General features: G+C 73.1%; 24 protein-coding genes. 5 read left to right on the forward strand and 19 right to left on the reverse strand.

The window, feature by feature from the left end; genetic code table 11:
* Nucleotides 1-137: 137 nt before the first annotated feature.
* From CFI00_RS14620 to mraZ, 13 genes are all read right to left on the reverse strand, one after another.
* A complete protein-coding gene (locus CFI00_RS14620) occupies nt 138-872 on the reverse strand; it encodes an FtsQ-type POTRA domain-containing protein (RefSeq protein WP_207081829.1) in 735 nt (244 codons plus the stop codon).
* Nucleotides 873-2,285 carry a UDP-N-acetylmuramate--L-alanine ligase gene (gene murC / locus CFI00_RS14625; RefSeq protein WP_207081830.1) on the reverse strand — a complete coding sequence of 471 codons (1,413 nt, stop codon included), beginning with the start codon at nt 2,283-2,285 and terminating at the stop codon, nt 873-875. It abuts the gene before it with no gap.
* Nucleotides 2,282-3,367 (reverse strand): undecaprenyldiphospho-muramoylpentapeptide beta-N-acetylglucosaminyltransferase, encoded by a 1,086-nt coding sequence (murG, locus tag CFI00_RS14630; RefSeq protein ID WP_207081831.1) that lies wholly within the window; start codon nt 3,365-3,367, stop codon nt 2,282-2,284. Before murG ends, murC begins: the two co-directional genes overlap by 4 nt.
* A 10-nt stretch (nt 3,368-3,377) precedes the next feature.
* Entirely contained in the window at nt 3,378-4,694 is a 1,317-nt protein-coding gene (ftsW, locus tag CFI00_RS14635; protein ID WP_207081832.1) for a putative lipid II flippase FtsW, read from the reverse strand.
* A 26-nt stretch (nt 4,695-4,720) separates the two neighbouring features.
* Nucleotides 4,721-6,202 (reverse strand): UDP-N-acetylmuramoyl-L-alanine--D-glutamate ligase, encoded by a 1,482-nt coding sequence (gene murD / locus CFI00_RS14640; RefSeq protein ID WP_207081833.1) that lies wholly within the window; start codon nt 6,200-6,202, stop codon nt 4,721-4,723.
* A 66-nt stretch (nt 6,203-6,268) separates the two neighbouring features.
* Entirely contained in the window at nt 6,269-7,381 is a 1,113-nt protein-coding gene (gene mraY, locus CFI00_RS14645) for a phospho-N-acetylmuramoyl-pentapeptide-transferase (RefSeq protein ID WP_207081834.1), read from the reverse strand.
* Nucleotides 7,378-8,766: a UDP-N-acetylmuramoyl-tripeptide--D-alanyl-D-alanine ligase gene (murF, locus tag CFI00_RS14650; protein ID WP_207081835.1), complete on the reverse strand. Its 1,389-nt coding sequence runs from the start codon at nt 8,764-8,766 to the stop codon at nt 7,378-7,380. The genes mraY and murF overlap by 4 nt, the downstream gene beginning before the upstream one ends.
* The gene (locus CFI00_RS14655) at nt 8,763-10,307 is read right to left on the reverse strand and encodes a UDP-N-acetylmuramoyl-L-alanyl-D-glutamate--2,6-diaminopimelate ligase (RefSeq protein ID WP_242532406.1); all 1,545 of its coding nucleotides are present in this window, start codon (nt 10,305-10,307) and stop codon (nt 8,763-8,765) included. The genes murF and CFI00_RS14655 overlap by 4 nt, the downstream gene beginning before the upstream one ends.
* Before the next feature lie 17 nt (nt 10,308-10,324).
* Nucleotides 10,325-12,106 (reverse strand): penicillin-binding protein 2, encoded by a 1,782-nt coding sequence (locus tag CFI00_RS14660; protein WP_242532407.1) that lies wholly within the window; start codon nt 12,104-12,106, stop codon nt 10,325-10,327.
* 90 nt (nt 12,107-12,196) lie between these two features.
* Nucleotides 12,197-12,757: a hypothetical protein gene (locus CFI00_RS14665; RefSeq protein WP_207081836.1), complete on the reverse strand. Its 561-nt coding sequence runs from the start codon at nt 12,755-12,757 to the stop codon at nt 12,197-12,199.
* Complete coding sequence (gene rsmH, locus CFI00_RS14670; protein ID WP_207081837.1) at nt 12,754-13,746, reverse strand: 16S rRNA (cytosine(1402)-N(4))-methyltransferase RsmH; 993 nt, start codon at nt 13,744-13,746, stop codon at nt 12,754-12,756. Before rsmH ends, CFI00_RS14665 begins: the two co-directional genes overlap by 4 nt.
* A gap of 4 nt (nt 13,747-13,750) precedes the next feature.
* The gene (locus tag CFI00_RS14675) at nt 13,751-13,909 is read right to left on the reverse strand and encodes a hypothetical protein (RefSeq protein WP_207081838.1); all 159 of its coding nucleotides are present in this window, start codon (nt 13,907-13,909) and stop codon (nt 13,751-13,753) included.
* A gap of 262 nt (nt 13,910-14,171) precedes the next feature.
* On the reverse strand, nt 14,172-14,600 hold the full coding sequence (gene mraZ / locus CFI00_RS14680; RefSeq protein ID WP_056607086.1) for a division/cell wall cluster transcriptional repressor MraZ: 429 nt from the start codon (nt 14,598-14,600) through the stop codon (nt 14,172-14,174).
* A 364-nt stretch (nt 14,601-14,964) separates the two neighbouring features.
* Between mraZ and CFI00_RS14685 the strand changes: the two genes are divergently transcribed.
* The 3 genes from CFI00_RS14685 to CFI00_RS14695 are packed head-to-tail and all read left to right on the forward strand — an operon-like array spanning nt 14,965 to nt 19,584.
* Nucleotides 14,965-15,957: a MoxR family ATPase gene (locus tag CFI00_RS14685; RefSeq protein ID WP_207081839.1), complete on the forward strand. Its 993-nt coding sequence runs from the start codon at nt 14,965-14,967 to the stop codon at nt 15,955-15,957.
* Nucleotides 15,950-17,218 (forward strand): DUF58 domain-containing protein, encoded by a 1,269-nt coding sequence (locus tag CFI00_RS14690; protein WP_207081840.1) that lies wholly within the window; start codon nt 15,950-15,952, stop codon nt 17,216-17,218. Before CFI00_RS14685 ends, CFI00_RS14690 begins: the two co-directional genes overlap by 8 nt.
* Nucleotides 17,215-19,584, forward strand: a complete 2,370-nt coding sequence (locus tag CFI00_RS14695) for a DUF3488 and transglutaminase-like domain-containing protein (RefSeq protein ID WP_207081841.1) — start codon at nt 17,215-17,217, stop codon at nt 19,582-19,584. The genes CFI00_RS14690 and CFI00_RS14695 overlap by 4 nt, the downstream gene beginning before the upstream one ends.
* 193 nt (nt 19,585-19,777) lie before the next feature.
* On the opposite strand, the gene CFI00_RS14700 is transcribed toward CFI00_RS14695, so the two are convergent.
* From CFI00_RS14700 to CFI00_RS14725, 6 genes are all read right to left on the reverse strand, one after another.
* Nucleotides 19,778-20,224: a DUF3040 domain-containing protein gene (locus CFI00_RS14700; protein ID WP_207081842.1), complete on the reverse strand. Its 447-nt coding sequence runs from the start codon at nt 20,222-20,224 to the stop codon at nt 19,778-19,780.
* 127 nt (nt 20,225-20,351) lie between these two features.
* Complete coding sequence (gene dinB / locus CFI00_RS14705; protein ID WP_242532408.1) at nt 20,352-21,530, reverse strand: DNA polymerase IV; 1,179 nt, start codon at nt 21,528-21,530, stop codon at nt 20,352-20,354.
* A 24-nt stretch (nt 21,531-21,554) separates the two neighbouring features.
* Nucleotides 21,555-22,307 (reverse strand): methyltransferase domain-containing protein, encoded by a 753-nt coding sequence (locus tag CFI00_RS14710; RefSeq protein ID WP_207081843.1) that lies wholly within the window; start codon nt 22,305-22,307, stop codon nt 21,555-21,557.
* A 116-nt stretch (nt 22,308-22,423) separates the two neighbouring features.
* Nucleotides 22,424-22,837 carry an SAV_6107 family HEPN domain-containing protein gene (locus CFI00_RS14715; protein WP_207081844.1) on the reverse strand — a complete coding sequence of 138 codons (414 nt, stop codon included), beginning with the start codon at nt 22,835-22,837 and terminating at the stop codon, nt 22,424-22,426.
* Between the two features lie 9 nt (nt 22,838-22,846).
* The gene (locus CFI00_RS14720; RefSeq protein ID WP_207081845.1) at nt 22,847-23,173 is read right to left on the reverse strand and encodes a DUF6504 family protein; all 327 of its coding nucleotides are present in this window, start codon (nt 23,171-23,173) and stop codon (nt 22,847-22,849) included.
* 168 nt (nt 23,174-23,341) lie between these two features.
* Complete coding sequence (locus tag CFI00_RS14725) at nt 23,342-23,809, reverse strand: hypothetical protein (protein ID WP_207081846.1); 468 nt, start codon at nt 23,807-23,809, stop codon at nt 23,342-23,344.
* 45 nt (nt 23,810-23,854) lie between these two features.
* On the opposite strand from CFI00_RS14725, the gene CFI00_RS14730 reads away from it, so the two are divergent.
* Together CFI00_RS14730 and CFI00_RS14735 are read left to right on the forward strand one after the other, a co-directional pair.
* Entirely contained in the window at nt 23,855-24,367 is a 513-nt protein-coding gene (locus tag CFI00_RS14730; RefSeq protein WP_207081847.1) for a YbaK/EbsC family protein, read from the forward strand.
* A 3-nt stretch (nt 24,368-24,370) separates the two neighbouring features.
* The gene (locus CFI00_RS14735) at nt 24,371-24,973 is read left to right on the forward strand and encodes a DUF4126 domain-containing protein (protein ID WP_207081848.1); all 603 of its coding nucleotides are present in this window, start codon (nt 24,371-24,373) and stop codon (nt 24,971-24,973) included.
* Nucleotides 24,974-24,976: the final 3 nt, after the last annotated feature.

Below are 24,976 nucleotides of genomic sequence, written 5' to 3' on the forward strand. Positions count from 1 at the left end.
ATCCGCGGAACCCTAACCGTGAACCTGAGGGTTATAGTTATGTCAACCTCGCCTTTCGCTAGACCCTAGGCACCGGGCACGCCGAAAGCCCGGTGGACACGCCCACCGATCTGCGTGTTTCAGCAGTAGTCGGACCCTCAGCGGATCGTCGGGTTGCCGGGCACGCTGACGTCGTACACCGACGCCTGCTGCGCGGCCAGCAGCCGGTCGACCACCTGGGCCTTGAGCGCGGACTCCTCCGCGCTCCCCCACATCACCCGACGCTGGTCGCGCATCACCAGGGTGATCTGGTCGACGGTGGCCACCTCGACGTGGTCGACGCGTGAGGCGAGGTCCTGCGGCAGGGCCGAGACGACGGTCGCGGCCTCCTTCAACGCGTCGGTGCCGGCCGCGGCGCCGGGGCGGATGCGCGGCATGCCCTTCGGCGCCGTGCGGTACTCGCGGAACACCACGCCGTCGGCGTCGAGCCCGCGCAGTCGTCCGGAGATGTCGACGACGGCCACGGCCGTGCGCTCCACCACCTCGATGCGTACGCCGTCCGGCCAGGCGCGCGTGACGTCGACCGATCGGACCTCGGCCAGCGAGCCGACGCGCGCGTCGGCGCGGTCGAGGTCGACGAGGGCGAGCTGCTCCCCCAGCGGCAGGTCCGCCATCTCACGCACCCGCGCGTCGCTGAGCAGGTCGTTGCCGACCACCTCGACCTTCTGCACCTGCAGGGTCGCGGAGAAGAACACCAGCCAGGCCGAGGTGGCGAGGAGCCCCACCAGCGCGAGCACGACGAGGACGTAGCGCAGCGAGAGCCAGCGACGGGCCCACTGGCGGCGCGCGAAGCGGCGGCGGGTGCGCTGGGAGGTGCGCTCCTCGCGCTCCACTCACGCACCCCCGAGGAGGTCGAGGACCTGCGGTCCGACGCCGGTGATGTCGCCGGCGCCCAGGGTGATGACGAGGTCGCCGGGACGGGCCCGCTCGGCGAGGGCGTGGGCAGCGGACGTCAGCCCGTCGACGTAGGCGACCTGCCCGGCCGGCAGCGGGACGGCGTCGGCGACGAGCCGTCCGGTGACGGCCGGGTCGGGCTCCTCGCGGGCGACGTAGACGTCGAGCACCACGACCTCGTCGGCCGCCCCGAGGGCCGCACCCATCGCCTCCCCGAAGATCCGGGTGCGGGAGACCAGGTGCGGCTGGAACGCGGCCACGACGCGCCCCTCGCCGGCCAGCGCGCGGGCGGCCTCGAGGTCGCCGCGGATCTCGACGGGGTGGTGGGCGTAGGAGTCGTAGACCCGCACTCCCCCGACCTCGCCCTTGAGCTCCATGCGCCGGCCGGTCCCGGTGAAGGCGCCGAGGCCGGCGACGAGGTCGTCGAAGGCGCAGCCGAGGCGCAGGCCCATGGCCAGGGCGGCGACGGCGTCGAGGACGTAGTGGCGACCCGGGATGCGCAGGCGCAGCTCGCCGAGATCCGCGCCGTCGCGGCGGACGCGGCACACGGACGTGGATCCGTCGAGGGTGAGGCCCTCGATGCGGAGGTCGGCGTCGTCCGACTCCCCCACGGTGACGACCTCGAGGCCCGCGGCACGTGCGCGTCCGGCCAGGAGCGCGGCGCCCGGGTCGTCCACGACGCACACCAGGAAGCCGGCGCGGTCGATGGTGTCGGCGAAGTCGTCGAAGGCGCGGTGGTAGGCCTCCTCGGTGCCCCAGTTGTCGAGGTGGTCCGCCTCGACGTTGGTGACGATCGCCGCGTGGGGCCGGTAGACCAGGAAGGCGCCGTCGCTCTCGTCGGCCTCGGCCACGAAGAGGTCGTCGCTGCCCGCGTCGGCGTTGCGGCCCGTGGCGGTCAGCACCCCACCCACGGCGTACGACGGGTCGACGCCGGCGGCGAGGAGGGCCGAGGTGAGCAGGCCGGTGGTCGTCGTCTTGCCGTGCGTGCCGGCGACCGCGAGCACCCGGGAGCCGGCCATCACGGCGGCGAGCCCGGCCGAGCGCGGCAGGATCCGCAGGCCGCGGCGCCGCGCCTCGAGGACCTCCGGGTTGTCCTCGCGGGCGGCGGTGGTGACCACGAGCGTGTCGGCGTCGCCGACGTGCGCGGCGTCGTAGCCGAGGTGGCAGGTGACGCCGAGCTCGCGCAGCGCAGGCAGGAAGGGGGTGTCGTGGTCGTCGCTGCCCGTCACGGGCACGCCCTGGGCGGCCATGATGCGGGCGATCGCGGAGATGCCCGCCCCGCCGATGCCGACGCAGTGGACGCGTCCGAGATCGGAGGCGGGAAGGATCTCGTCGGGGACCGGGATCCTCACGGGGTCGCTCCCGTTGCAGCGGCATCGAGGATCATCCGCGCGAGCAGCTCGTCGGCGTCGAGCGGGATGACCCCGCGGGCCGCAGCCCCCATCGCCGCCAGGCGTGCGGCGTCGGTCATCAGCCCCGGCACGCTCGCCGCGACCCACTCCGGGGTCAGGGCGGCATCTGCGACCAGCAGGCCCCCACCGGCGTCGACGACGGGACGGGCGTTGAGCGCCTGCTCGCCGTTGCCGATCGGGAGCGGGACGTAGATCGCGGGCAGGCCGACCCCGGAGACCTCGGTGACGGTGTTGCTGCCGGAGCGGCACAGCACCGCGTCGGCGGCGGCGTAGGCCAGGTCCATCCGGTCGACGTAGTTGACCACGACGTAGGGGACCTCGCCCGACGCGACCTCGAGCTCGTTCTTCGGCCCGACGATGTGGAGCACCTGTACGCCGGCCGCGGCGAGCGCGGGTGCTGCACCGGAGACGGCGGCGTTGATGCGGGCGGCTCCCTGCGAGCCGCCGGTCACCAGGAGGGTGGGCAGGTCGTCGCGCAGGCCGAACGACGCGAGCGCCTCGCTGCGCAGGGCACCGCGGTCCAGCGTCGAGACGAGCCGCCGGATGGGCAGGCCGGTGCAGACCGCGTGGGGCAGGTCGGTGCCGGGGAAGCTGGTGGCGACGTGCTGCGTCATGCGCGCGCCGAGCTTGTTGGCGATGCCGGGGATCGCGTTGCCCTCGTGGACCACGATGGGCAACCCCCGCTTGCGTGCGGCGAGATAGGCCGGGACCGAGACGTAGCCGCCGAAGCCGACGACGACGTCGGGACGCACCCGGTCGACCACCTCGAGGGCGGCGGCACGCGCGGCGCGGAGGCGGGTCGGCGTACGGAGCAGGTCGGCGCCCGGGCGACGCGGCAGCGGGACCCGAGGCACGAGCTCGAGCGGCAGGCCGGCCTCCGGCACCAGTCGGGCCTCCAGCCCCTCCCGGGTGCCGAGGCAGGTCACCTCCGTCGCCGGGTCCAGGCGGCGCAGGGCGTCGGCGGTGGCGAGCAGGGGTGAGGTGTGGCCGGCGGAGCCGCCGCCGGCGAGGAGTACGCGCATCAGGGCAAATCTAGCGATGCGGGTCGGAGGGGGTCGCGGCGGACAGCCCCGCGGAGCGGTTGCGCCGGCGCGCCGCCAGCGCGGCCGCCGCCTCGGGCTCGCGGCGGGCGAAGCCGATCACCAGGCCGAGCGCCACCAGCGACGGCAGCAGCGCCGAGCCGCCGTAGGAGACGATCGGCAGCGGGATGCCGATGACGGGCAGGACGGCCAGCACCATGCCGACGTTGATCATCATCTGCCCGAGCAGCCAGACCACGATGCCGAAGGTCGCGTAGCGCACGAACGGGTCCTGCGTGGTGAGCGCGACGCGGATCGCGGCATAGGCGATGGTGAAGAACAGCGCGATGACCAGCAGCGTGCCGACCAGGCCGAGCTCCTCGCCGAGCACCGCGAAGATGAAGTCGGTGTGGGCCTCGGGAAGGTCGCCCCACTTCTGGGTCGAGGCGCCGATCCCCTGTCCCAGCCAGCCCCCGCTGGACAGGGCGTAGAGGCCGTGCGCGGGCTGCCACCCGGCGTCGGTGTAGTCCTTGAACGGATCGGTGAAGTGGGTGATGCGCTGGAGTCGCTCGCCGTCGGTCGCGGCGAGCGCGACACCGGCGACGCCGAGCACCGACAGGCTCAGGCCGAAGAGCCGCATGGGGGCACCCACCACCCAGAGCATGCCGAGCAGGATCGCGGCGAGGACCATCGCGGTGCCGAGGTCGCGACCGACGAGCACGAGCCCGATGACGGCGAAGAGGCCGGGCACCACCGGCACGAGGAGGTGGTGGAGCTCGCGCAGCCGGCGCTCCTTGTGGGCGTAGATGTTGGCCGCCCACAGCACGATGGCGAGCTTGGCCACCTCGGCCGGCTGCATGGTGAAGGGGCCGACGGCCAGCCAGTTCTTGTTGCCGTTGATCAGCACGCCGAAGCGGGCCACGAGCGCCAGCAGCACGAGCGTCAGCAGGAAGCCGGGATAGGCCAGGCGGCGCACGTGCTTGATCGGCAGGCGCGAAGCGACCCACGCGCACGGCAGCCCGACCACCACCCAGAGCAGCTGGCGTTTCACCACGGCGTAGGAGTCGTCGTAGAGGAGGAACGACCGCACGCTGGACGCGCTCAGCACCATGATGAGGCCGATCGTGAGCAGCAGCGCCGAGGAGCCCAGCAGCAGGTAGTAGGAGGCCAGCGGCTTCTCCAGCGCGTCACGCACCGCACCCGTGGTCGAGGCGACCGCGTCGCGGACCCACCGCCACGCGGCGGCGATCCCGGAGCCCAGCGGCGCTCGCACACCGGCGGTCGAGGCCTCGGGGCCGACGGCGACGTCCTCGGGGTTCGCGGTGGTCATCGTCGCGGCTCCCCTCCGGATGGCAGTCAGGTCTGGTCGTGGCGGGCGATGTGGGCGTGCACGGCGTCCGCGAACGCATCGCCGCGCGCGCCGTAGTTGAGGAACATGTCCATGGAGGCGCATCCCGGCGCCAGCAGCACCGTGTCACCGGACCTGGCGAGCCCGGCTGCGGCGTCGACCACGCGCTCCATCGGAGCACCATTCTCGTCCGCGCCCACGTCGATGACGGGCACATCGGGCGCGTGTCGCGAAAGAGCGTCGGCGATGACCGCGCGGTCCCGACCGAGCAGCACCACGCCGCGCAACCGGTCGCGGGCGGCGAGCACCAGGTCGTCGAAGCGTGCGCCCTTGGCCAGACCGCCGGCGACCCAGACGACGTGCTCGAATGCCCCGAGCGACGACTGCGCGGCGTGCGGGTTCGTGGCCTTGGAGTCGTCGATCCAGGTCACTCCCTGCGACTCGGCGACGTGGGCGATGCGGTGCCCGTCGGGGCGGAAGGCACGCAGCCCGTCGCGCACCGCCTGCTGGCTGACGCCGTGGGCGCGGGCGAGCGCCGCCGCGGCGAGCGCGTTGGCGACGAAGTGGGGCGCGGGCGAGGCCAGGTCGGCGAGGGTGCAGAGCTCGGCGGCGCTGGAGGCGCGGTCGTCGATGAACGCCCGGTCGACGAGGAGGTCGTCGACGATCCCGACGTCACCCGACGACGGCGTGCCGAGGGTGAAGCCGACGGCGCGGGCCCCCTCGACCACGTCGGCCTCGCGCACCATCGCCTCGGTGGCGGGGTCGGCGAGGTTGTAGACGCAGGCGCGCTGCACGCGCTCGTAGATGCGCGCCTTGTCGGCGGCGTAGCGGTCCATCCCCGACGGGGCGCCCGGCTCGTCTGCGTACCAGTCGAGGTGGTCCTCGGCGACGTTGAGCACGACGGCCGACTCCGCGGACATCGAGTGGGTGTAGTGGAGCTGGAAGCTCGACAGCTCCACGGCGAGCACGTCGTAGGGCTCGGGGTCCATCACGGCCTCGACGATCGGCAGTCCGACGTTGCCGACCGCGGCGGCGCGCAGGCCGGCGGCGGTGAGGATCGACTGCAGCATCTGCACGGTCGTGGTCTTGCCGTTGGTGCCGGTGACCGCGAGCCAGGGGGCCTGGTGCTCGGGGTCGCGCAGGCGCCAGGCGAGCTCCACCTCGCCCCAGACCGGGACGCCACGCTCGGCGGCCTGCGCCAGGAGCGGCGCGGTCGGGCGCCAGCCGGGCGAGGTCACGACCAGGTCGACACCGTCGGGCAGCACGTCGGTGGCCCCGGGCTCGAGGCGGACGGTGGCCCCCAGCGTCTCGAGGAGCTGGGCCTTCTCGGCCTTCTCCTCGCTCGTGGTCTCGTCGAGCGCGGTGACCTGGGCCCCGAGGAAGAGCAGGTTGTCGGCCGCGGCGTAGCCGGAGACGCCGAAGCCGGCGACCACGACGCGTACGCCGGACCAGTCGCTGGTCCCACCCAGCCCGAGGACATCGGCCGTCATCGGGGTCCCCGCGGCGTTGTTCGGCGGAGGAGCGAAGCGGAGGAGACGAAGAACGTCGTGGGGTGACTATCCAACGCCCGCGACCCACTCGGCGTAGAAGAGGCCGAGGCCGGTGGCGACCGCGAGGCCGGTGACGATCCAGAAGCGGATCACGATGGTGACCTGCTCCCAGCCGAGCATCTCGAAGTGGTGGTGCAGCGGGGTCATCCGGAAGACGCGGTGGCCGGCCTGGATGTTGAAGACCGACCGGACCAGCCCGCTGGCGCGGCTGAGCTTGAAGACCGAGACCTGGATCATCACCGACAGGGTGATGGCCACGAACAGCCCGCCGATGACGACGAGGAGGAGCTCGGTGCGGGTCATGATCGCGAAGCCGGCCATCGCGCCGCCGAGGGCGAGCGAGCCGGTGTCGCCCATCATGATCTGGGCGGGCGAGGCGTTCCACCACAGGAAGCCGAAGCAGGCACCCGTGATCGCCGCGGCGACGACCGCGAGGTCGAGCGGGTCGCGCACCTCGTAGCACTTGGGGCCCGCCTCGAGGGCGCACGACTGGCTGTTCTGCCAGATGTTGACCAGCGTGTAGGCCGCGAAGACCAGGATCGAGGCACCGGCCGCGAGCCCGTCGAGTCCGTCGGCGAGGTTCACCGCGTTGCTCGCGCCCGTGACGATGAGCCAGATCAGCAGGATCGCCAGCACTGCGGGGAGGGTGATCCCCTCGTAGTCGCGGATGAAGGAGAGGTGGTCCGACGCCGGTCGCCAGCCGCGCTCGTCCTCGAGCGCCGGCGAGAGGGCCAGGTAGGCGAAGACCAGCCCGACGACGGTCTGGCCGATCATCTTGGCGCGGCTGCGCAGGCCGAGGTTGTGCTGGCGGCTGACCTTGAGGAAGTCGTCCAGGAAGCCGACCGCGCCGATCCCGACGAGCAGGAAGAGCAGCAGGAGGGCCGAGGCCGTGGGCGCCTGGCCGGTGATGAGCTTGGCGGCGAAGTAGCCGATGACGGTCGCGAGGATGATCACCGCGCCGCCCATGGTCGGGGTCCCGCGCTTGACGTGATGGGTGGTGGGGCCGTCGTCGCGGATCGGCTGGCCGAACCCCTGGCGCGTGAAGAAGCGGATCGCGTAGCGGGTGCCGAGGAGGGAGATCAGCAGGGAGAGTCCTCCTCCGAACAGGATGGCTCTCATCTGGTGCGACTCCCTTCGTCCTCCGGCAGGAGGAGCTCCTCGGCGATCAGTTCCAGCGCCGCCCCCCGTGATGCCTTCACCAGGACGACATCAGCAGCCGAGACATTGTGCCGCAGCCAGTCGATCGCCGCGTCACGCCCCGCCGTGGGGATGCTCACTCCCCCGCCTCCGGCGGCGTCGTGGCCCTCGCTGATGGGGTCCGCGGCCGGGCCGACCGTGACCAGCACGTCGACGCCGACCTCGGCGGCGTACGCCCCGACGTCGTGGTGGGCCGCCCGGGCGCCGTCACCGAGCTCGAGCATCTCCCCCAGCACCGCGACCGTACGCCGACCACTGCGCGCGCCGATCCCGGCGAGCGTGTCGAGCGCAGCGCGGACCGACTCGGGGTTGGCGTTGTAGGAGTCGTTGAGCACGACGAGGCCGTCGGCGCGCTCACCGAGCTCCATGCGCCACCGGCTCGCGGGCTCGGCGTCGCCGAGCGCGTCGGCCACGGTGTCGAGGTCGAGGCCGACCGCGAGAGCCATGGCCGCGGCGGCCGCGGCGTTGTGCCACTGGAAGGCCCCGACCTGGGCGAGGTGGACCGTGGCCCCCGACCCGCGGTGGACGAGCTCGAAGGACTGCCGACCGAGGTCGTCGGTGGTGACCTCGCCGACGGCGACGTCAGCCCCCTCGACGCCGAACGTCGTGACTCCTGCGGAGGTGCGCGCTGCCATGGCACGCACGAGGTCGTCGTCGGCGTTGAGCACCGCGGTGCCGTCCGGCGCGAGCGCCTCGACGATCTCGCTCTTGGCCTCGGCGATCGCCTCCCGGCTGCCGAACTCGCCGATGTGCGCGGTGCCGACGTTGAGCACCGCGGCCACGTGCGGGGGCGCGATGTCGCAGAGCCGGGCGATGTGGCCGACGCCGCGCGCGCCCATCTCCACGACGAGGAAGCGGGTCTCGGGCGTCGCGCGCAGCACCGTCAGCGGCACCCCGAGCTCGTTGTTGAAGTTCCCGCGGGTGGCGACCGTCGGACCGGACTCGGCGAGGAGGTGGGCGAGGTAGTCCTTGGTGCCGGTCTTGCCCTGGGAGCCGGTCATCGCCAGCACGACCACGTCCAGGCGGTCCACGACGTGGCGCGCCAGCAGGCCCAGCGCGACGGTCACGTCGTCGACCACGACGGTCGGCAGGTCGGTGGGACGGCTGCCGAGCACGGCCACGGCACCGGCCTCCCCTGCCGCGGCGGCGAAGCCGTGCCCGTCGACGCGGTCGCCGACGAGCGCGACGAACAGGCCTCCGGGCTCGGGGGTGCGGGTGTCGAGGAACGCGCCGCCGGTGACGACGGCGTCGCCGTGCGCGGTGCCCCCGACGACGTCGGCGACCTCGGCCAGGGTCATCTCGATCATCGGAGGTCCTCCCGGGCCGCGATCTCCTCGCGGGCCACCACGCGGTCGTCGAAGGGCTGCACCACGCCGTGGACCTCCTGGCCGCTCTCGTGGCCCTTGCCGGCGACCAGCACGACGTCGCCGGGAGCAGCGCGGCGTACGGCCTCGCGGATCGCCAGGCGGCGGTCGCCGATCTCCAGCACCTCGGCCGGGCCGTCTGCGCCCGCCAGCACGGCGGCACGGATGGCGGCGGGGTCCTCGGTGCGGGGGTTGTCGTCGGTCACGACCAGCACGTCGGCCAGCCGTGAGGCGATCTCGCCCATGAGTGGACGCTTGAGGGTGTCGCGGTCACCGCCGGCGCCGACGACGGCGATCACCTGTCCGTCCGTCAGCGGACGCAGGGTGGTGAGCACGGCCTCGAGGGCGTCGGGCTTGTGGGCGTAGTCGACGACCACGGTGAAGTCCTGGCCGGCCGCCACCGGCTCGAGCCGGCCGGGCACACCGCTCACGCCGGCGATGCCGTCGGCGACCGAGCGGGGGTCGAGGCCGGCGAGGGCCGCGGACGCGATCGCGGCGAGGGCGTTGGAGACGTTGAACTCCCCGGGGATGCCGATCCCCGCGGGGACCTCCACGCCCGGTCCGACCACGGTGAAGGTCGCGCCCGACGGGGTCAGCGCGACGTCGACCGCACGCCAGTCGGCGTCCGCGCCACGGGAGGAGTAGGTCGACATGGGGATCGTCGCCACGTCGAGCAGCCGGCGACCGAACTCGTCGTCGACGTTGGTCAGGCCCACCTGTGCGCGCCCCGGGGTGAAGAGACCGGCCTTGGCGGCGAAGTAGTCGTCGAGGTCGGAGTGGAAGTCGAGGTGGTCGCGCCCGAGGTTGAGGAAGGTCGCGACGTCGAAGACCACGCCGTCGACGCGGCCGAGCACGAGGGCGTGGCTGGAGACCTCCATCGCGCAGGCCTCCACCCCGCGCTCGCGCATGAGGCCGAAGAGCCCGTGCAGGTCCGGCGCCTCGGGGGTGGTGAGCTGGGTCTTCACGTCGTGCCCGGCGATGCGGGTGCCGACGGTGCCGATCACGGCCGACGTCACGCCGGAGGTGGTGAGGCCCTGCTCGAGGATGCGGGTGGTGGTGGTCTTGCCCTGGGTGCCGGTGACGCCGATGACGCGCAGCCCGCGCGCCGGGTCGCCGTAGACCCGGGCCGAGAGGCGTCCCAGCACGAGGCGGGGGTTGGGCACGACGATCGCCGGCGTGCCCTGCGGCAGCAGGTCGAGGCCGGCCGGGTCGGTCAGCACCGCGACCGCGCCCGCCTCGATCGCCTGGCCGGCGAAGGTCGCGCCGTGGGCACGCGTGCCCGGGAGGGCGGCGTACAGGTCACCGGGCTGCACCCGGGCCGTGCTGAGCGAGACGCCGGACACCCCGGCGCCCAGGTCGCCGTGGACGTCCACGTCGGTCACGGTCGCGAGCCACTCGGCGAGCTCCGTGGCGGGCGTCGCCGGGGGCAGAAGGGGCCGGGTGGCACTCGTCGCCTCGGCGGGCTGGTCGACTGGATGGTCCACCGAGGGAGCGTATCGACTCACCACTCGACGGGGAGACGCGACGGCTTCCCGCCGGTCGGCTCCACGCCGTAGCGGCCCAGGACGTAGCCCATGATCCGGGAGAAGACCGGGCCGGCCGTCGAGCCGCCGCCGGCATCGCCCTTGGGTGCGTGGATGACGACGTAGACGGTGAAGCGGGCGTCGTCGGCCGGGGCGAACCCGCCGAAGGAGACCGAGGTGCTGCCGTCGTAGAGACCGGTGTCGGGGTTGACCCGCTGCGCCGTGCCGGTCTTGCCCGCGACGAGGTAGCCCGGGACCTGCGCGGCCGGCGCGACGCCGTCCTCGGGGTCGACGACCTTCTCCATCATCTTCGCCGTGGCGCGCGCAGCCTGCTTGCTGACCACGCGGGTGCGGGTGGCGACGTCGGTGCCGACCGTCGTCCCGTCGTCGGTGACCGCGGAGCCGGAGATGATGCTCGGGGAGACCAGGACACCGCCGTTGGCGATGGTGTTGACCGCGGCAGCCATCTGGGCGACGTTGACCGACAGCGACTGGCCGAAGGCGACGCGGTCCTTCGTCTGCGAGGTCATCGCCTCGCCCGCGGTCAGGATGCCGGCCGTCTCGCCGCGCACGCCGATGTCGGTGCGCTGGCCCAGGCCGAAGCGCTGGAGGTAGGAGACCAGCTCCACCGGGGAGAAGGCGTCGGCGGCCAGGACCGTGCCGATGTTGGACGACTTGGCGATGATGCCGGCCAGGGTGAGGCGGATGTTGCCGTGGTCGAACCAGTCGCCGATGACCCGGTCCTGGCGCGGCAGGCTGCCCGGCACCTTGAACCTCTGGCGGGCGAAGGCCTTGTCGGCATCGATGAGCGAGGCGGCGGTGAGCACCTTCTGCACCGAGCCGGGCTCGTAGGTGTCGTTCATGGCCCGGGAGCCGAGGTCCTCCTCGTCGGCCTCGGACGGCTCGTTGGCGTCGAAGGTGGGGACGTCGGCCAGGGCGAGGATCTCGCCGGTGCGGGTGTCCATCACGATGGCGCTGCCGCTCGCGGCGCGGTACTGCTGGATCGTCTCGGCGAGCACCTTCTGGGTGAACCACTGGAGGTCGCGGTCGATGGTGGTGCGCAGCGGCGCGCCGTTCTGCGCGGCCTTGAGGGTGCTCTCGCGCAGCGGGATGCGTACGCCCTTGCCGGAGGTGGACTGCCAGGTGGCCTCGCCGTCGACGCCGGCCAGCTGCTCGTCGAAGGTGCGCTCGAAGCCGCCGAGCGGCTCGTCGGTGCCCATGTAGCCGAGCAGGTTGGCCGCGACGTCGCCGGCCGGGTAGTCGCGGATCGGGTCGTCCTGGAGGCTGATGCCGGAGAAGCCGGCCGCGTCGATCTCGGCGAGGGTGTCGCTGGCGAGCGTGCTCGGGACGCGGCGCGCGACGTACTCGTAGCGGCTTCCCTCCTGCCGACCCCGCAGAGCCGTCAGCGTCCGGAAGTAGTCGACGGAGAGCCGGTCGGACAGCAGACGGGCGATCTCGGGGGCGCGGTCGGCGGTGAGCGTGGGGTCAGCGACGACCATCTTGCCCTTGATGGAGTCCGCGAGCGGGACGCCGTTGCGGTCGAGGATGTCGCCGCGCTCGGCGACCAGCGTCACCCGTGCCGCACCCTCGGCGGCGGCGCGCAGGGCGTACGCCTGGGGGTCGACGCCCTGGAGCTGGACCAGCCGCGCACCGAAGAACGACAGGACGATCGCGATGAGGACGAACCCGATGCGCAGTCGCAGCATCGGCGCTCCGCGTGAGGCGCCGCGCTTGCCATGGCCGGTGCGGTTGCTCGGCACTGGTCTCCCTCGTTCCCGGCCCCGGCGCTTGCTCCGGTGCCTGACAGCAAATCTATGGGCGGTGCGGCGTGGATCCGTGGGACCGCGCCGTCACCGGTCGCGGTTCTTCTTCCGGCGCTCGGTGGCCTGGGCCTGCTCCTCCACCACCGGCTCCGTTGCGGCCGCCGCCGGCGGGACCTCGACGACCGTCGGCGCCGGTGCGAGCACGGCGGGCATGGGCGGGGCGGGCGGGACCAGCTGGATCGCGTCGTCCTTCGTGGCCGGCGTGCGGACCCCGCTGGTCTTCCCGGTCTCGAGGTCGAGGAAGACCGGCGCCGGCGGGATCACCATGCCCATCTGCTGGGCCTGCAGCGCCACGCGCTGCGGGTCGCGCAGCTCGTCCAGCTCCATGCGCAGCGTCTGCTCACGACCGGCGAGGGTGTCGGCCTGGGTCTCCAGCGCCGACGCTGTGAAGGACGCCTGCTGCATCGAGGTGTTGAAGAGGAGGAGCCCGACGATGCCACCGACCAGCACCAGGCTGACCAGCGTCACGAACGGCACCCGGGGCGCGCGCGTGCGGACCCGGGGCACGACCGAGAGGCGCGCCTTGTCGACGGCCTCCTGGGCGATCCGGGTGACGCGGGTCCGGGGCTGCGGGACGGGACTGCTCATCTGACGGCTCCAGGGGGAAGGAAGCGGGAGGCGGGTCGTGTGGTGGGACGCACGCGCTCGACGGCGCGCAGCCGGACGGAGGCGGCCCGGGGGTTCTCGGCGATCTCGTGCTCGTCGGCCTGCTCGGCGCCCCGGGTGACCAGGCGCAGGGCAGGCTCGGCGCCCTCTGGCACGAAGGGCAGGTCGTGGGGCACGTCGAGGCGCGTGGCGTCGGCGAAGGCGCGCTTGACCAGCCGGTCCTCGAGGGAGTGGTAGGACTCCACGACCACGCGACCGCCCACCCCGATCACCTCGAGGGAGGCAGGGATGGCGCGGCGCAGCACGGCGAGCTCGTCGTTGACCGCCATCCGCAGGGCCTGGAAGGTGCGCTTCGCCGGGTGGCCGCCCGTACGGCGTGCCGGGGCGGGGATGGTCGCGTAGAGCAGCTCGACGAGGTCGGCGCTCGTGGTGAACGGGGTGGTGTCGCGGCGGCGTACGACCTCGCGGGCGATCTTGCTGGCGAACTTCTCCTCGCCGTACTCACGCAGGATGCGGGTGAGCTCCTGCGGGGTGGCGGTGTTGAGCAGGTCTGCCGCGGTCGGGCCCGCGGTGGGGTCCATGCGCATGTCGAGCGGCGCGTCCTCGGAGTAGGCGAAGCCGCGCTCGCGCACGTCGAGCTGCATGGAGGAGACGCCGAGGTCGAAGAAGACCGCGTCGACGTGGTCGAGGCCCAGCGACCCGACCACCTCGGGGAGCTCGTCGTAGACGGCGTGGACGGCGGTGAAGCGGTCGCCGTGGGAGGCCAGGCGCTCCGAGGACATCCGCAGCGCCTCGGGGTCGCGGTCGATGCCGATGACCCGGGCGTGCGGGATGCGCTCGAGGACCGCCTCGCTGTGGCCGCCGAGGCCGAGCGTGCAGTCGACGTAGACCGAGCCGGGTGCCTCGAGCGCAGGCGCCAGCAGGGCGACGACCCGGTCGAGCAGCACCGGGGCGTGGCTGGGAGTGATCATCGAGTCAGCCCTGGGAGCCCAGGTGGGTGAGCAGCAGGAGCGCCACTGCGAGGCAGGAGGCCGTGGCGGCCGAGAACGCGATCAGGGCAGCCGCCTCGCGCGCCTGGTCGCGCACCCGCAGCGGCCTCGCCGCGGTGCGTCCCAAGGGCTGGGTGCTGCTCATGGTCTCGACCCCACTGGTGCTCGGTGGTGCTGGTGCGTGCTGGCTGACGGGTGCTGACGGTGCTGGCGGTGCGGCTGACACTCCCCGCCGTGTGGCACGGGGCGAGCCGCCGCACCAGGTCCCTGCCCGCTCCCTGCTTTGGGGAGGCCCTCTGGTGCCGGGGAAGTGCCCCAGATGGCCACGCGAGGGAGCGGGCTCGAGACCTGGTGATACGGGTCGCGACGTCAGCTGTGGAGTTGGAGTGCTGTGCTGCCGGTGGTTCTCAGATGCCGGGGAAGACCTCGTCGCTGAGCTCGGAGAACTTCTGCTCCTGCTCCTCGGAGTAGGTCGCCCACGCGGTCGGGTCCCAGATCTCGATCCGGTTCATCGACCCGATGACGACGCACTCCTTGCGGAGCGAGGCGTACTCCCGCAGGGGAGCCGGGATGTTGATGCGTCCCTGCTTGTCCGGCACCTCCTGGCTGGCGGCGGCGAACAGCATGCGGACGTAGTCACGGGTGTTCTTCTGCGTGACCGGCGCCTCGCGGAGCCGATCGGTGAGCCGGCCGAAGTCCTCCAGCGACCAGACGGTGAGGCAGCGCTCCTGCCCCCTGGTCACCACGAGTCCCTCCGTCAGCTCGTCCCTGAACTTCGCCGGGAGGAAGAGCCGGCCCTTCTCGTCGAGCTTGGGCGTGTAGGTGCCGAAGAACATCCGGCACCTCCCCTTGCTCGGCGGGAAGATCGACCCTGTCCCCCACTTCGCACCACAGTACTCCACTTCGCTCCACCGTCAACCAGATCGAGCGTGTCCCACGCGGGAATTTCGGCGAGTTCCCAGTCGTCGCCGCGCCGGGCGGGCGGCGTACGCCTCCCGGCGCGGAGCGCGCGGCGCGGCACATCCACGCTCAGATCGGCCAGTTCCGGGCGTCCGGGCGACTCCGGTGGAGCGTCGGTGGGGGAAGGTGGGCGCGCCGGGTGGTGGGAAGTGGGGAAGGCAGCTCGCAGCCCCCGCGAGCCGTCGCTGTGGACGGGTATGTTGCGCGCACCACATACCGTGGTGGCGACCGAACGAGGGGATGGCACACGTGACCACTGGGGCAACCGGGCAGGCACCTGACCTGGACACAGTGCGCCGGGTGACCGGCGCCGTACGCCAGAACATCGAGCGCGTGATCGCGGGCAAGCCCGACGTCGTCAACGCCGCCCTCGTCGTCCTGCTCGCCGAGGGCCACCTCCTCATCGAGGACGTGCCGGGCGTGGGCAAGACCCAGCTGAGCAAGGCGCTGGCGCGCAGCATCGACTGCTCGGTGCGCCGCATCCAGTTCACCCCGGACCTGCTGCCCTCCGACGTCACCGGTGTCTCGGTCTTCAACCAGGACACCCGCGAGTTCGAGTTCCGCCCCGGCGGCGTCTTCGCCAACATCGTGGTCGGCGACGAGATCAACCGCGCCTCCCCCAAGACGCAGTCCGCGCTGCTCGAGGCGATGGAGGAGCGACAGGTCACCGTCGACAACGCGACCTACATGCTCGAGAAGCCGTTCATGGTCATCGCCACCCAGAACCCCATCGAGATGGAGGGCACCTACGCCCTTCCCGAGGCCCAGCGCGACCGCTTCATGGCGCGGGTCTCGGTCGGCTACCCCGTCGAGGCCGCCGAGATCGCCATGCTCGAGGGCCACACCGCGCACAACCCGCTCGACGACCTCGAGCCGGTCACCGACGCCGGGGAGCTGCGCAAGGTGATCGAGATCGTCGGCCGGGTCCACGTCTCCTCGGCCGTCCACCGCTACGCCGTCGCGCTGACCACCGCGACCCGCACGAGCAACGACCTCCACCTCGGTGCCTCACCGCGCGCCACGCTCCACCTGGTGCGCGCCGCCAAGGCCGTCGCGGCGACGCAGGGTCGCGACTACGTCCTGCCCGACGACATCCACGGGATCACCTCGCCGGTGCTCGCGCACCGCCTCCTGCCCAACGTCGAGGCGACGATGAGCGGGCGCACCACTGCGGCGATCCTGTCGGGGATCATCGAGTCGGTCCCCGTCCCCGACGCCACCAGCCGTGCGTGAGGCACTCGCTGCCCTGACCGTCCGTGGACGGGCGTTCCTGGCCGCCGGCACCGCCACGATCGTGGCGGCCATCGTGGTCGGCCACTCCTCCGTGGTCCGCATCGGCGTGCTGGTCGCGGTCCTTCCGCTGCTGACCGCGTGGTGGGTCGGGCGCTCGCGCTACCGGCTGGCGCTGGTCCGCACGGTCTCCCCCCAGCTCGTCGTCGCCGGCCAGCCCGCGACCGTCGAGCTCACCGTCGCCAACGAGTCGCGCACCCCCACCGGCGTGCTCCTGCTGGAGGAGCGCCTCCCCTACGTCCTGGGCACCCGACCGCGCTTCGTGCTCGAGGGCCTGGGCCACGGGTGGCGCCGCCACGCGACCTACCAGGTCCGCTCGGAGCTGCGCGGCCAGTTCGACATCGGCCCGATGTCGGTGCGGGTGACCGATCCGTTCGGGCTCGTCGAGCTCGGGCGTACGTTCCACGCCACCACCCGCCTGACCGTCACCCCCCGCACGATCCCGCTGCCCAGCATCCCGATGGGCGGCGCGTGGACGGGCTCGGGCGACAACCGTCCGCGCGCCTTCGCCACCGGAAGCGCCGAGGACGTCACCGTCCGCGAGTACCGCCGCGGCGACGACCTACGACGCGTGCACTGGCGCAGCTCGGCGCGCACCGGCGAGCTGATGGTGCGCCGCGAGGAGCAGCCCTGGCAGTCGCGCGCGACGGTCTTCCTCGACAACCGCGGCACCTCGCACCGCGGACAGGGCGCGGCGAGCTCGCTCGAGGGAGCCGTGTCCGCCGCCGCCTCGATCGCGGTCCACCTGGCCCACCACGGCTACACCGTCCGGCTGGTGACCGCGTCCGGCGACAGCCGCGAGACGCAGTGGCACTCCCAGACCGCCGAGGCCAGCACGATCCCGTTGCTCGAGGCGCTGGCCGTCGTGCAGCTCGACCACTCCCCCGCCCCCGACACCCAGTGGCTCGCCGAGCCCGGCCACGGGGGCCTGACGATCGGCGTCTTCGGCGCGCTCGGCGAGCGCGACCTGCCCTTCCTGCGCCGGCTCCAGCACCACGCGTCGTCGAGCCTGGCCATCGCCCTCGACGTCGACGCCTGGGCGCCCCACCTGCCTGTGCAGCCCGGCGTCGGCGCCACCACCCACCTGACCGCCAGCGGGTGGCGCTCGGTCACCCTCGGCCCGCGCGACCGCCTCGACACCTCGTGGCAGGAGCTCGGGATGATGCAGAGCCGTGCCGTCGCACCGACAGGAGCCGCCCGATGAGGTCGTCGTGGAGCACGCTGCCGCACCAGCTCCGGATCGGGGGGATCGCCCTCCTCGCCGCGTGGGTCACGGTGCTGTCGTGGAGCGTGCTGACCGCCGGCTTCGCCCGCGTCGGCATCCCGCTGCTCATGATCGGCGTCGTCCTCTCCGCAGGCGGCGCCCTCGCCCGCTGGGCGCGACTCCCCGCCGCGGCGATCGTCGCTGCGCAGGTCGTGCTCGGCGCGCTGCTCGTCCTCGGCACCACCACGGGCTCCCCCCTGCCCACGCCCGCCAACGTCGACGCCTTCCTGCTCGCCCTCGACGGCGCACTGGAGAGCTCGCGCAGCTATGCCGCGCCCGTGCAGCTCGGGGTGCCGCCGGTGCACCCGCTGCTGCTCATCGGCGGCACGCTCATCGTGCTCCTGGTCGACGTCATCGCCTGCACCCTGCGCCGCGCCCCGGTCGCCGGTCTCGTGCTGCTGGCGGCGTACACCCTCCCGGTGGCCGTCACCGGCGAGGCGGTCTCGTGGTGGCTCTTCGCCGCGATCGCGGCCCTCTTCCTCACCCTCGTCTTCGTCCAGCACAGCGACCACGTCACCAGCTGGGGCCGCTCGCCCGACGCGGACAGGTCGTCCTTCTCCGTGCGCACCGGCGCGATCGGCAACACCGCCGTCGCGCTGGGCGCCGCCGCGATCGCGCTGGCCGTGGTCGTGCCGGCGGCCGTGCCGACGATGAGCATGAGCGTCTTCGACGGCAACGGCCCCGGCACCCGCGAGGTCGAGGTGCAGGACCCGATGGTGGACCTGCGCCGCGACCTGAGCCGCGGCCAGGACATCCCGCTGCTCTGGGTGACCACCGCCGGCCCGCGTCCGACCTACCTCCGCCTCTCGGTGCTGACCCGTTTCAACGGGTCGTCGTGGACCCCCGGCGATCGCGAGATCCCCGACACCCAGACCGCCACCGGCGCCCTCCCGCCGCTGGACGGGGTGAGCACGGCCGTGGCGCGCAAGGAGCACAAGTACGACGTACGCATCGGGCCGGACTTCGAGTCCACCTGGCTGCCCACCACCGCCCAGGTGAGCCGCATCGCGGCCGGCACCGACTGGCGCTACGACGTCAACACGCGCGACTTCATCGGTGCCCGTGACGAGGTCACGACCGCCGACCGAACCTACGACTTCACCGGCGTCCAGCTCGACTACGACGCCCAGGCGATGAACGACGCCGTGTCGGGAGCCGGCAGCGTGGCCGGCACCTTCACCGACGTGCCGTCGTCGCTCAACAACGAGATCGAGCGCCTGGCCGCGACCGTGACTGCGGACGGCCAGACCCGCTTCCAGAAGGCCCAGCTGCTGCAGCAGTGGTTCCGCACCGACGGCGGGTTCCGCTACGACGTCGCGCAGGCCGAGTCCGCCGGCAGCGGCGGGGCCGACCTGCGGGCGTTCCTGCTCGACGACCGGGTCGGCTACTGCGAGCAGTTCGCCGCCTCGATGGCCATCATGGCGCGCGTCATCGGCATCCCGAGCCGGGTGGCCGTCGGCTTCCTCGCCCCGGACAGGTCGACCAACGGCGCCTGGGAGTTCTCCTCCCACGACCTGCACGCGTGGCCCGAGCTCTACTTCCCCGGGTCGGGCTGGGTGCGCTTCGAGCCCACGCCGCAGGCGCGCGCCACCGAGCCGCCCGCCTACACCGAAGCCGAGTTCGAGGCCGTCACCGAGAGCCCCAGCCCCAGCGCGAGCCGCTCCACCGAGCTCCTCCCCGAGCGCGGGGACGAGCCCAGCGCCGACACGGGCGCGGCCGACGCGGACACCACCTCGATCCCGTGGGTGCCGATCATCGCGTCCGCGCTGGGCCTCGCCCTGCTGGGGCTCCTGCTGCTGACTCCGCGCCTCGTGCGCGACGCCCGCCGCCGCCACCGGTTCGCAGGCGACATCGAGGACCTCTGGGTCGAGCTGCGCGACGTTGCCCGCGACCTCGGCCATGCCTGGCCCGTGGGCCGCTCACCGCGTCGCGTCGGCGACTGGCTGGGTCGCCTGCTCGCCGCCCCCGCGACGGAGGGGCCCCGCCCGGACCGTCCACGCCGCGGGCGCGACCAGGCGCCCGAGGCGGCGTACGCCCTCGACCGGCTCGTCGTCGCGCTCGAGCGCAGCCGCTACGCCCGCGACCCGGAGTCCTTCACCGCCGCCCAGCACGCCCACGACGCGGACCTGGTCGAGCAGGCGCTGGTCGCCGGCGTGACGCCGCGCGAGGTCCGTCGTGCCTCCTGGTGGCCGGCCTCGGTCGTCGGACGGCGTACGACCTGGCGCCCGCGCAGTCGCGCCGGCACGGCCCAGACTGAGACCCCGGACCACGAGACCAGCCGGACGGTCGACGAGCTCGTCGGCTGAGCGGGCACTTCGTCGCGCTGGCGCGTGCCGAGCGGGCACCTTCCTTGCCGTCGAGGGCGGCACTCCGGACGCACGGAACCGCCCGGTCAGCAACTCTCAGCGCGAGCAGCTGACCGGTCAGCGGCGCTCAGCGCGACGAACTGCCCGGTGGGCGAGTCTCAGCGCGAGGAAGTGCCCGGTCAGGGCCGGGTGCTCAGAAACCGCGTTCGCGGCGGCGGCGCCACCGCTCCTCCATGCGCTGCATGAAGGGAGCACTGGAGCGCTGGCGACCCTGACGCCCCGGGCGGTGCTGACGACCGCCGTCGACGACGCCGAGGCCGGTCTTGCCGGAGGCGCGCACCTTGGGCGCTGGGTGACCGGGGTTGCGGGCCGAGGTCAGCGCCAGGATCGCGCCGCCGAGCATCACGACGAAGCCGAGAACACCCAGGCCGGTGCGGACCAGCGGGTTGTCACCCAGGAGCACGGCCCCGATGAGCGCGCCGACGCCCACGAGGAGGATGCCGCCACCGAGCACCATGCGGCGACGGGCGGCGCGCTGGAACGAGGTGCCGCGCAGGGTCGAGGCGAACTTGGGGTCCTCTTCGACGAGCGCGCGCTCCATCTGCTCGAGCAGTCGCAGTTCTTCCTCGGAGAGCTCCACGGTTCCTCCTCACCTCGTGCCTCAAGTCTAGGCACGGTCCTGCACCTACGGTAGGCGTGATGGTGAAATTCCCCCGACCCGGGCACGCGAACCACCCGTAGGGGTCCCTCCTGCACCGTGCGAGCGGTCAGTCCCGACGGACGAGGCTCGCCGGACGCACCGCGGCGGCGCCGAACCTGCGCGTCGCCCGGTCAACCGCGCGGTCGGCCTCTGCCCACCCCCGCTCGGGCTCCCCGAGCGCCAGCTGGTGGTGGACCGTCGCGCGCGGCACGAGTCCCTCCACGCGTACGCCGACCAGGCGGAGGCGCGCGCGCCGGAGGCCGAGTGCGTCGTAGAGCCAGGTCACGGCACGGTGGATCTCGACGGTCACGTCGGTGGCCTCGGCCAACGTGCGTGACCGGGTGAGGGTGGTGAAGTCGGAGAAGCGGACCTTGAGGGTGATCGTGCGCCCGGCCACCTGGGCCGAGCGCATGCGTCCGGCCACCCGTGCCGACAGCCGCAGGAGCTCGCGCACGACCACGTCGCGGTCGTCGGTGTCGCGGGCGAAGGTCTCGTCGGCGCCCATCGAGCGCTCCGGCTGGTAGGGCTCGGACCGGACGGTGAGCTCGCCGCGGTCGGTGCCCCAGGCGAGATGGTGGAGCTGGCGGCCGAGGTGGACACCCACGGCGCGCTGGAGGGTGGCCAGCGGCGTGTGGGCCACGTCGCCGACGGTGAGGAGGCCGCAACGGTGCAGCAGCGCCTGGGTCTTCTCCCCCACGCCGTAGAGCTCGCCCACGTCGAGCGGATGGAGGAAGGACGTGACCTCCGCGGGTGGCACCACGACGACACCGTCGGGCTTCGCGCGCCGGCTGGCGACCTTCGCCACCGACACCGACGCCGCCACGCCGACCGAGCAGGTGATGCCCTGCTCGTCGTGGATCACCGAGCGCAGCCGCTCGGCGATCTGTCGTGGCGTGCCGAGGCGCCGCGCGGACCCGCGCACGTCCAGGAACGCCTCGTCGAGGGACAGCGCCTCCACCAGTGGTGTGACCTCGCGGAAGGTCTCCATGACCGAGGCGGAGACGCTCGCGAAGGTGGCGTAGTCGGGCGCGAGCACCACGACGTGCGGGCACAGGCGGCGTACGCGCGTCATCGGCAGGGCCGAGCGGACGCCGTAGCGGCGGGCGACGTAGTTGGCAGCGAGCACCACCCCGCGCCCGCTGCCGCCGACGACCACTGGCTGGTCCACGAGGTCGGGGCGCTCGCGCAGCGCGACGGAGGCGTAGAACGCGTCCATGTCCACGTGCAGCAGCGGCGTGTCGGTCACCGGACACCCCCGGTGACCGGCCGTTCAGCGGGTGGAGATGACGTGCAGCTGTGCGGCGAGAGGGAGGTATTCCGGGCGGGTGGCCACGGCCCGCTCGAGCTCGACCAGCGCCGCGGTGGCGCCGGGCTCGAGGTCGAGAAGGCTCCCGGGGACGAGGTCGGCGAAGACCCGCACGGCCTGGACGGCGGCGGGCTGGAGGCCGGCCCCGACGAGCAGGTCCACGAGCTCGTCGTGGGTGAAGCGGTGCCCGGTGCGAGCGGCGGAGGTGGGGTCGCCGTCGAGCAGCTCGCGCGCGGCCTGGAAGTGGCCGGCCATCGCGCGGGCCACGACGGCGGCGTGGCGCTGGGCGACGAGGAGACTGAGGTGGCCGCCGGGACGCAGCACCCCGGCGATCGCGGACAAGGACGCCGCGGGGTCGTCGACCATCTCCAGCACGCCGTGGCACAGGACCAGGTCGGCGTCCTCGACGAGCCCGGGCAGGTCGGACAGGTCGCCCTGCTGCCCGGTGACCCGGTCGGCGACGCCACGCTCGCGCGCGCGACGGTCGAGCGATGCCAGCGCGTCGGGACTGGGATCGATGACCTGCACGGTGTGGCCGAGCTCGGCGAGGGGAACGGCGAAGCCGCCGGTGCCGCCGCCGACGTCCACGATCCGCGCCTGCTGCTCGGGGAATGCACCGGGCGCGTCGAGCACCCGGCGCACGCCGTCCCAGACCACGCCTGACCGCACGGACTGGCGACGCTCGCTGGCGGAGGAGCTGGCAGAGGGCTGCGGCATGGGAGCAACCCTAGTGGGAGCGGTGGTGCGGCAGGGCTCATCCCGGGCTCACGGGGCTGCCGTGCCACAGGCTGCGCGAGAGGCCGGTCCGCGCGCCTGCCGGCTCCGGCGCCACCTCACGCCACGCTGGCGTGCGGGACCAGGCCGAGCGCCTGCTCGATGACGGCCAGGAACCGGTCGGCGTCGCGCACCAGGTCGTCGGCCTCTCGCTCGCTGACGGCGCGGGTGGAGCCCGCCTCGGCGGCGGCGCGCTTGGCGGCACCCGAGGCGAAGAAGCTCGCCCACTCGGTGAGCTCGGGTGCGACCTCGGCGAGCAGGACCCAGGCGTTCTTCTGCCGTCGGCCCCGTGGCGCCGGCTTGGCCCGCGCCGCGAGCAGGGCGGCTGCTGCGCACAGCGCGGCGACGTGGGCGCAGGCATAGCGGGTGGGCACGTCACGCGCAGTGATGGCGTCGTGGAGCGAGGTGGCCGAGCGCTGGAGGTAGGAGTGGGCGGACGCGGGGATGAGGTGGGGGCTCAGGGTGTGGTCCATGCCAGCACCTCAGTCCAGGCAGCCGACGAGCTGCCAGCGCCCGTCGGTCCAGTCGAAGGAGAGGTCGAACACGCCGTAGGACGGCGAGGACTCCTCGTCGGGCACAGGACGGGCGGGCGGGGCACCGCGCCCGGCCTCCACCCGCCACAGCTCCCGCTCGGCCAGCAGGTCGCCCGCGGCGCCGTCGCGGTCGGTGGCGCCCTGCCACCACGGTCCGGTCTCCACCCAGTGCGCGACCACTGCGCGCACCTTCCACAGCCGGCCGCGCCACAGGAACTGGTCGGGGTCCTGCTCCTCGCCACGTCGCACCTCGACGGGGTCGTCGTACTGCCTCATCACGCCTCCTCACGCTCCGTCGACCCCGGGGCCGACCCGGGCGGAGATGGGGGTCGAGGTCACCACCGCCCGGGTCGCATCGAACATCTGTTCGAACACCCCGAACGTTACTCCTCCCCACCGACAACGCGTCAAGAGCAGTCGGGCGGGCGGGGAGGCAGGAGGCGCTCAGACGTCGCGGAGGTGGGCGGTGGTCTCGCGCTGCCAGAGGAAGAACGAGAGCACCAGGCCCTCGAGGATGACCAGCGCCGACAGCACCACGAAGATCGTGGGGAGGTGGGAGTCGAGGCAGACCGCCCCCACCAGCACACCGACACCTGCGGTCGCGGTGAGCACCGGACGGGTCCACGCGTGGCCGCCCAGGAAGAACGAGGCGAGGACCATCGCCAGCAGGGCGAAGCCCACGAACGCCACCACTGCCAGCGCCACGAAGCCCGGCACGATCGGGTCGTCGCGCAGCTGCTCGATCCCGCCCTGGGCCAGGAGCTCCTGCGCCGTCGGGTTGCCCTGGGCCCAGCCGAGGATCACCTCGTCGCGCATCAGCCACGTCAGCAGGGTGATCACGCCCGAGGTGGCCACGATCAGGCCCAGCACTCGCACGCTGTTGGTCACGGACCGGGGCACGTCGCGCGCCATCCATCACTCCTGAAGCTCATCGGTTGTCGTCGCTAGGCTCGCATCATGTCGACCGAGCACACATCGATCACCTCTTTTCGAGGCGAGCTCACCCGGCGCGGCGGGACAGGTGACGTGGTCATCCTGCCCGACAGCGCCCACACTGCGGCACTTGCCGCGGCGGCACTGGGGTGTGAGGTGGGCGCCATCGCCAACAGCCTGCTGTTCGACGCCGGGGGCGCGCCGGTCCTGATCCTCACCTCGGGGGCGCACCGGGTCGACACCGCAGCGGTCGCGCAACGGATCGGTGTCGGCCGGTTGAGGCGCGCGGACCCCGAGTTCGTGCGCCGTCACACCGGGCAGGTCATCGGCGGCGTCTCCCCCATCGACCACCCGGACCCGGTCCGCACCTGGATCGACCCGTGGCTGCGCCGCCACGACGTCGTCTGGGCCGCGGCGGGCCACCCTGCTGCAGTCTTCTCCACGACGTACGACGAGCTCGTGGCGATGACAGGCGCGGTCGAGGTCGACGTGGAGCCCGACCCCGAGCCGGACGCGAGCCCGCAGGACGGTGCCTGACCCGTGGACGCGCTGTCCCTGACCTTCTCCAGCGGGTGGGCGAGCGGCATCAACGCCTACCTCGTCGTCCTCGTGCTGGGCACCGCCGACCGGGTGGGCACGGTCGCGGAGATCCCGGACGCGCTGGGGCGGTGGGACGTGCTGGTGGTTGCGGGCTTCCTCTACGCGATGGAGTTCATCGCCGACAAGATCCCCTACATCGACTCCACCTGGGACGCGATCTCCACCGCGATCCGTCCCACCGCCGGCGCCGTGATCGGCGTGCTGCTGGCCGGCGAGGCCTCGTCGCTCGACCAGGCGGTCCTCGGCGTCGTCGGTGGCGGCACCGCGCTGCTCAGCCACCTCGCCAAGGCCGGCGGGCGGCTGGCGATCAACACCTCCCCCGAGCCCGCGACCAACATCCTGGCCAGCCTCACCGAGGACGCCGCGGTGCTGGCCGTCGTGTGGTTCTCGCTCGAGCACCCGCGAGCCGCGGCAGCCGTGGCCGGCGTGCTGCTCCTGCTCGGGCTGGTCATGCTGTTCTTCCTCTCCCGCCTGATCCGCCGCGGCTGGCGTCGGTGGAAGGCTGGTCCGACACGCGCGGGCGTCGGAGGTCCGGTCGCCTAGGGT

The sequence above is a fragment of the Nocardioides sp. S5 genome (assembly GCF_017310035.1).
Lineage (GTDB): Bacteria > Actinomycetota > Actinomycetes > Propionibacteriales > Nocardioidaceae > Nocardioides.

Bases quoted from the DNA above. Each gene is read 5' to 3' on its own strand.
- murG (WP_207081831.1), bottom strand. From the start codon at position 3,367: ATGCGCGTACTCCTCGCCGGCGGCGGCTCCGCCGGCCACACCTCACCC.
- ftsW (WP_207081832.1), bottom strand. From the start codon at position 4,694: ATGACCACCGCGAACCCCGAGGACGTCGCCGTCGGCCCCGAGGCCTCG.
- murD (WP_207081833.1), bottom strand. From the start codon at position 6,202: ATGACGGCCGATGTCCTCGGGCTGGGTGGGACCAGCGACTGGTCCGGC.
- mraY (WP_207081834.1), bottom strand. From the start codon at position 7,381: ATGAGAGCCATCCTGTTCGGAGGAGGACTCTCCCTGCTGATCTCCCTC.
- murF (WP_207081835.1), bottom strand. From the start codon at position 8,766: ATGATCGAGATGACCCTGGCCGAGGTCGCCGACGTCGTCGGGGGCACC.
- CFI00_RS14665 (WP_207081836.1), bottom strand. From the start codon at position 12,757: ATGAGCAGTCCCGTCCCGCAGCCCCGGACCCGCGTCACCCGGATCGCC.
- rsmH (WP_207081837.1), bottom strand. From the start codon at position 13,746: ATGATCACTCCCAGCCACGCCCCGGTGCTGCTCGACCGGGTCGTCGCC.
- CFI00_RS14675 (WP_207081838.1), bottom strand. From the start codon at position 13,909: ATGAGCAGCACCCAGCCCTTGGGACGCACCGCGGCGAGGCCGCTGCGG.
- mraZ (WP_056607086.1), bottom strand. From the start codon at position 14,600: ATGTTCTTCGGCACCTACACGCCCAAGCTCGACGAGAAGGGCCGGCTC.
- CFI00_RS14685 (WP_207081839.1), top strand. From the start codon at position 14,965: ATGGCACACGTGACCACTGGGGCAACCGGGCAGGCACCTGACCTGGAC.
- CFI00_RS14695 (WP_207081841.1), top strand. From the start codon at position 17,215: ATGAGGTCGTCGTGGAGCACGCTGCCGCACCAGCTCCGGATCGGGGGG.
- CFI00_RS14710 (WP_207081843.1), bottom strand. From the start codon at position 22,307: ATGCCGCAGCCCTCTGCCAGCTCCTCCGCCAGCGAGCGTCGCCAGTCC.
- CFI00_RS14715 (WP_207081844.1), bottom strand. From the start codon at position 22,837: ATGGACCACACCCTGAGCCCCCACCTCATCCCCGCGTCCGCCCACTCC.
- CFI00_RS14720 (WP_207081845.1), bottom strand. From the start codon at position 23,173: ATGAGGCAGTACGACGACCCCGTCGAGGTGCGACGTGGCGAGGAGCAG.
- CFI00_RS14725 (WP_207081846.1), bottom strand. From the start codon at position 23,809: ATGGCGCGCGACGTGCCCCGGTCCGTGACCAACAGCGTGCGAGTGCTG.
- CFI00_RS14730 (WP_207081847.1), top strand. From the start codon at position 23,855: ATGTCGACCGAGCACACATCGATCACCTCTTTTCGAGGCGAGCTCACC.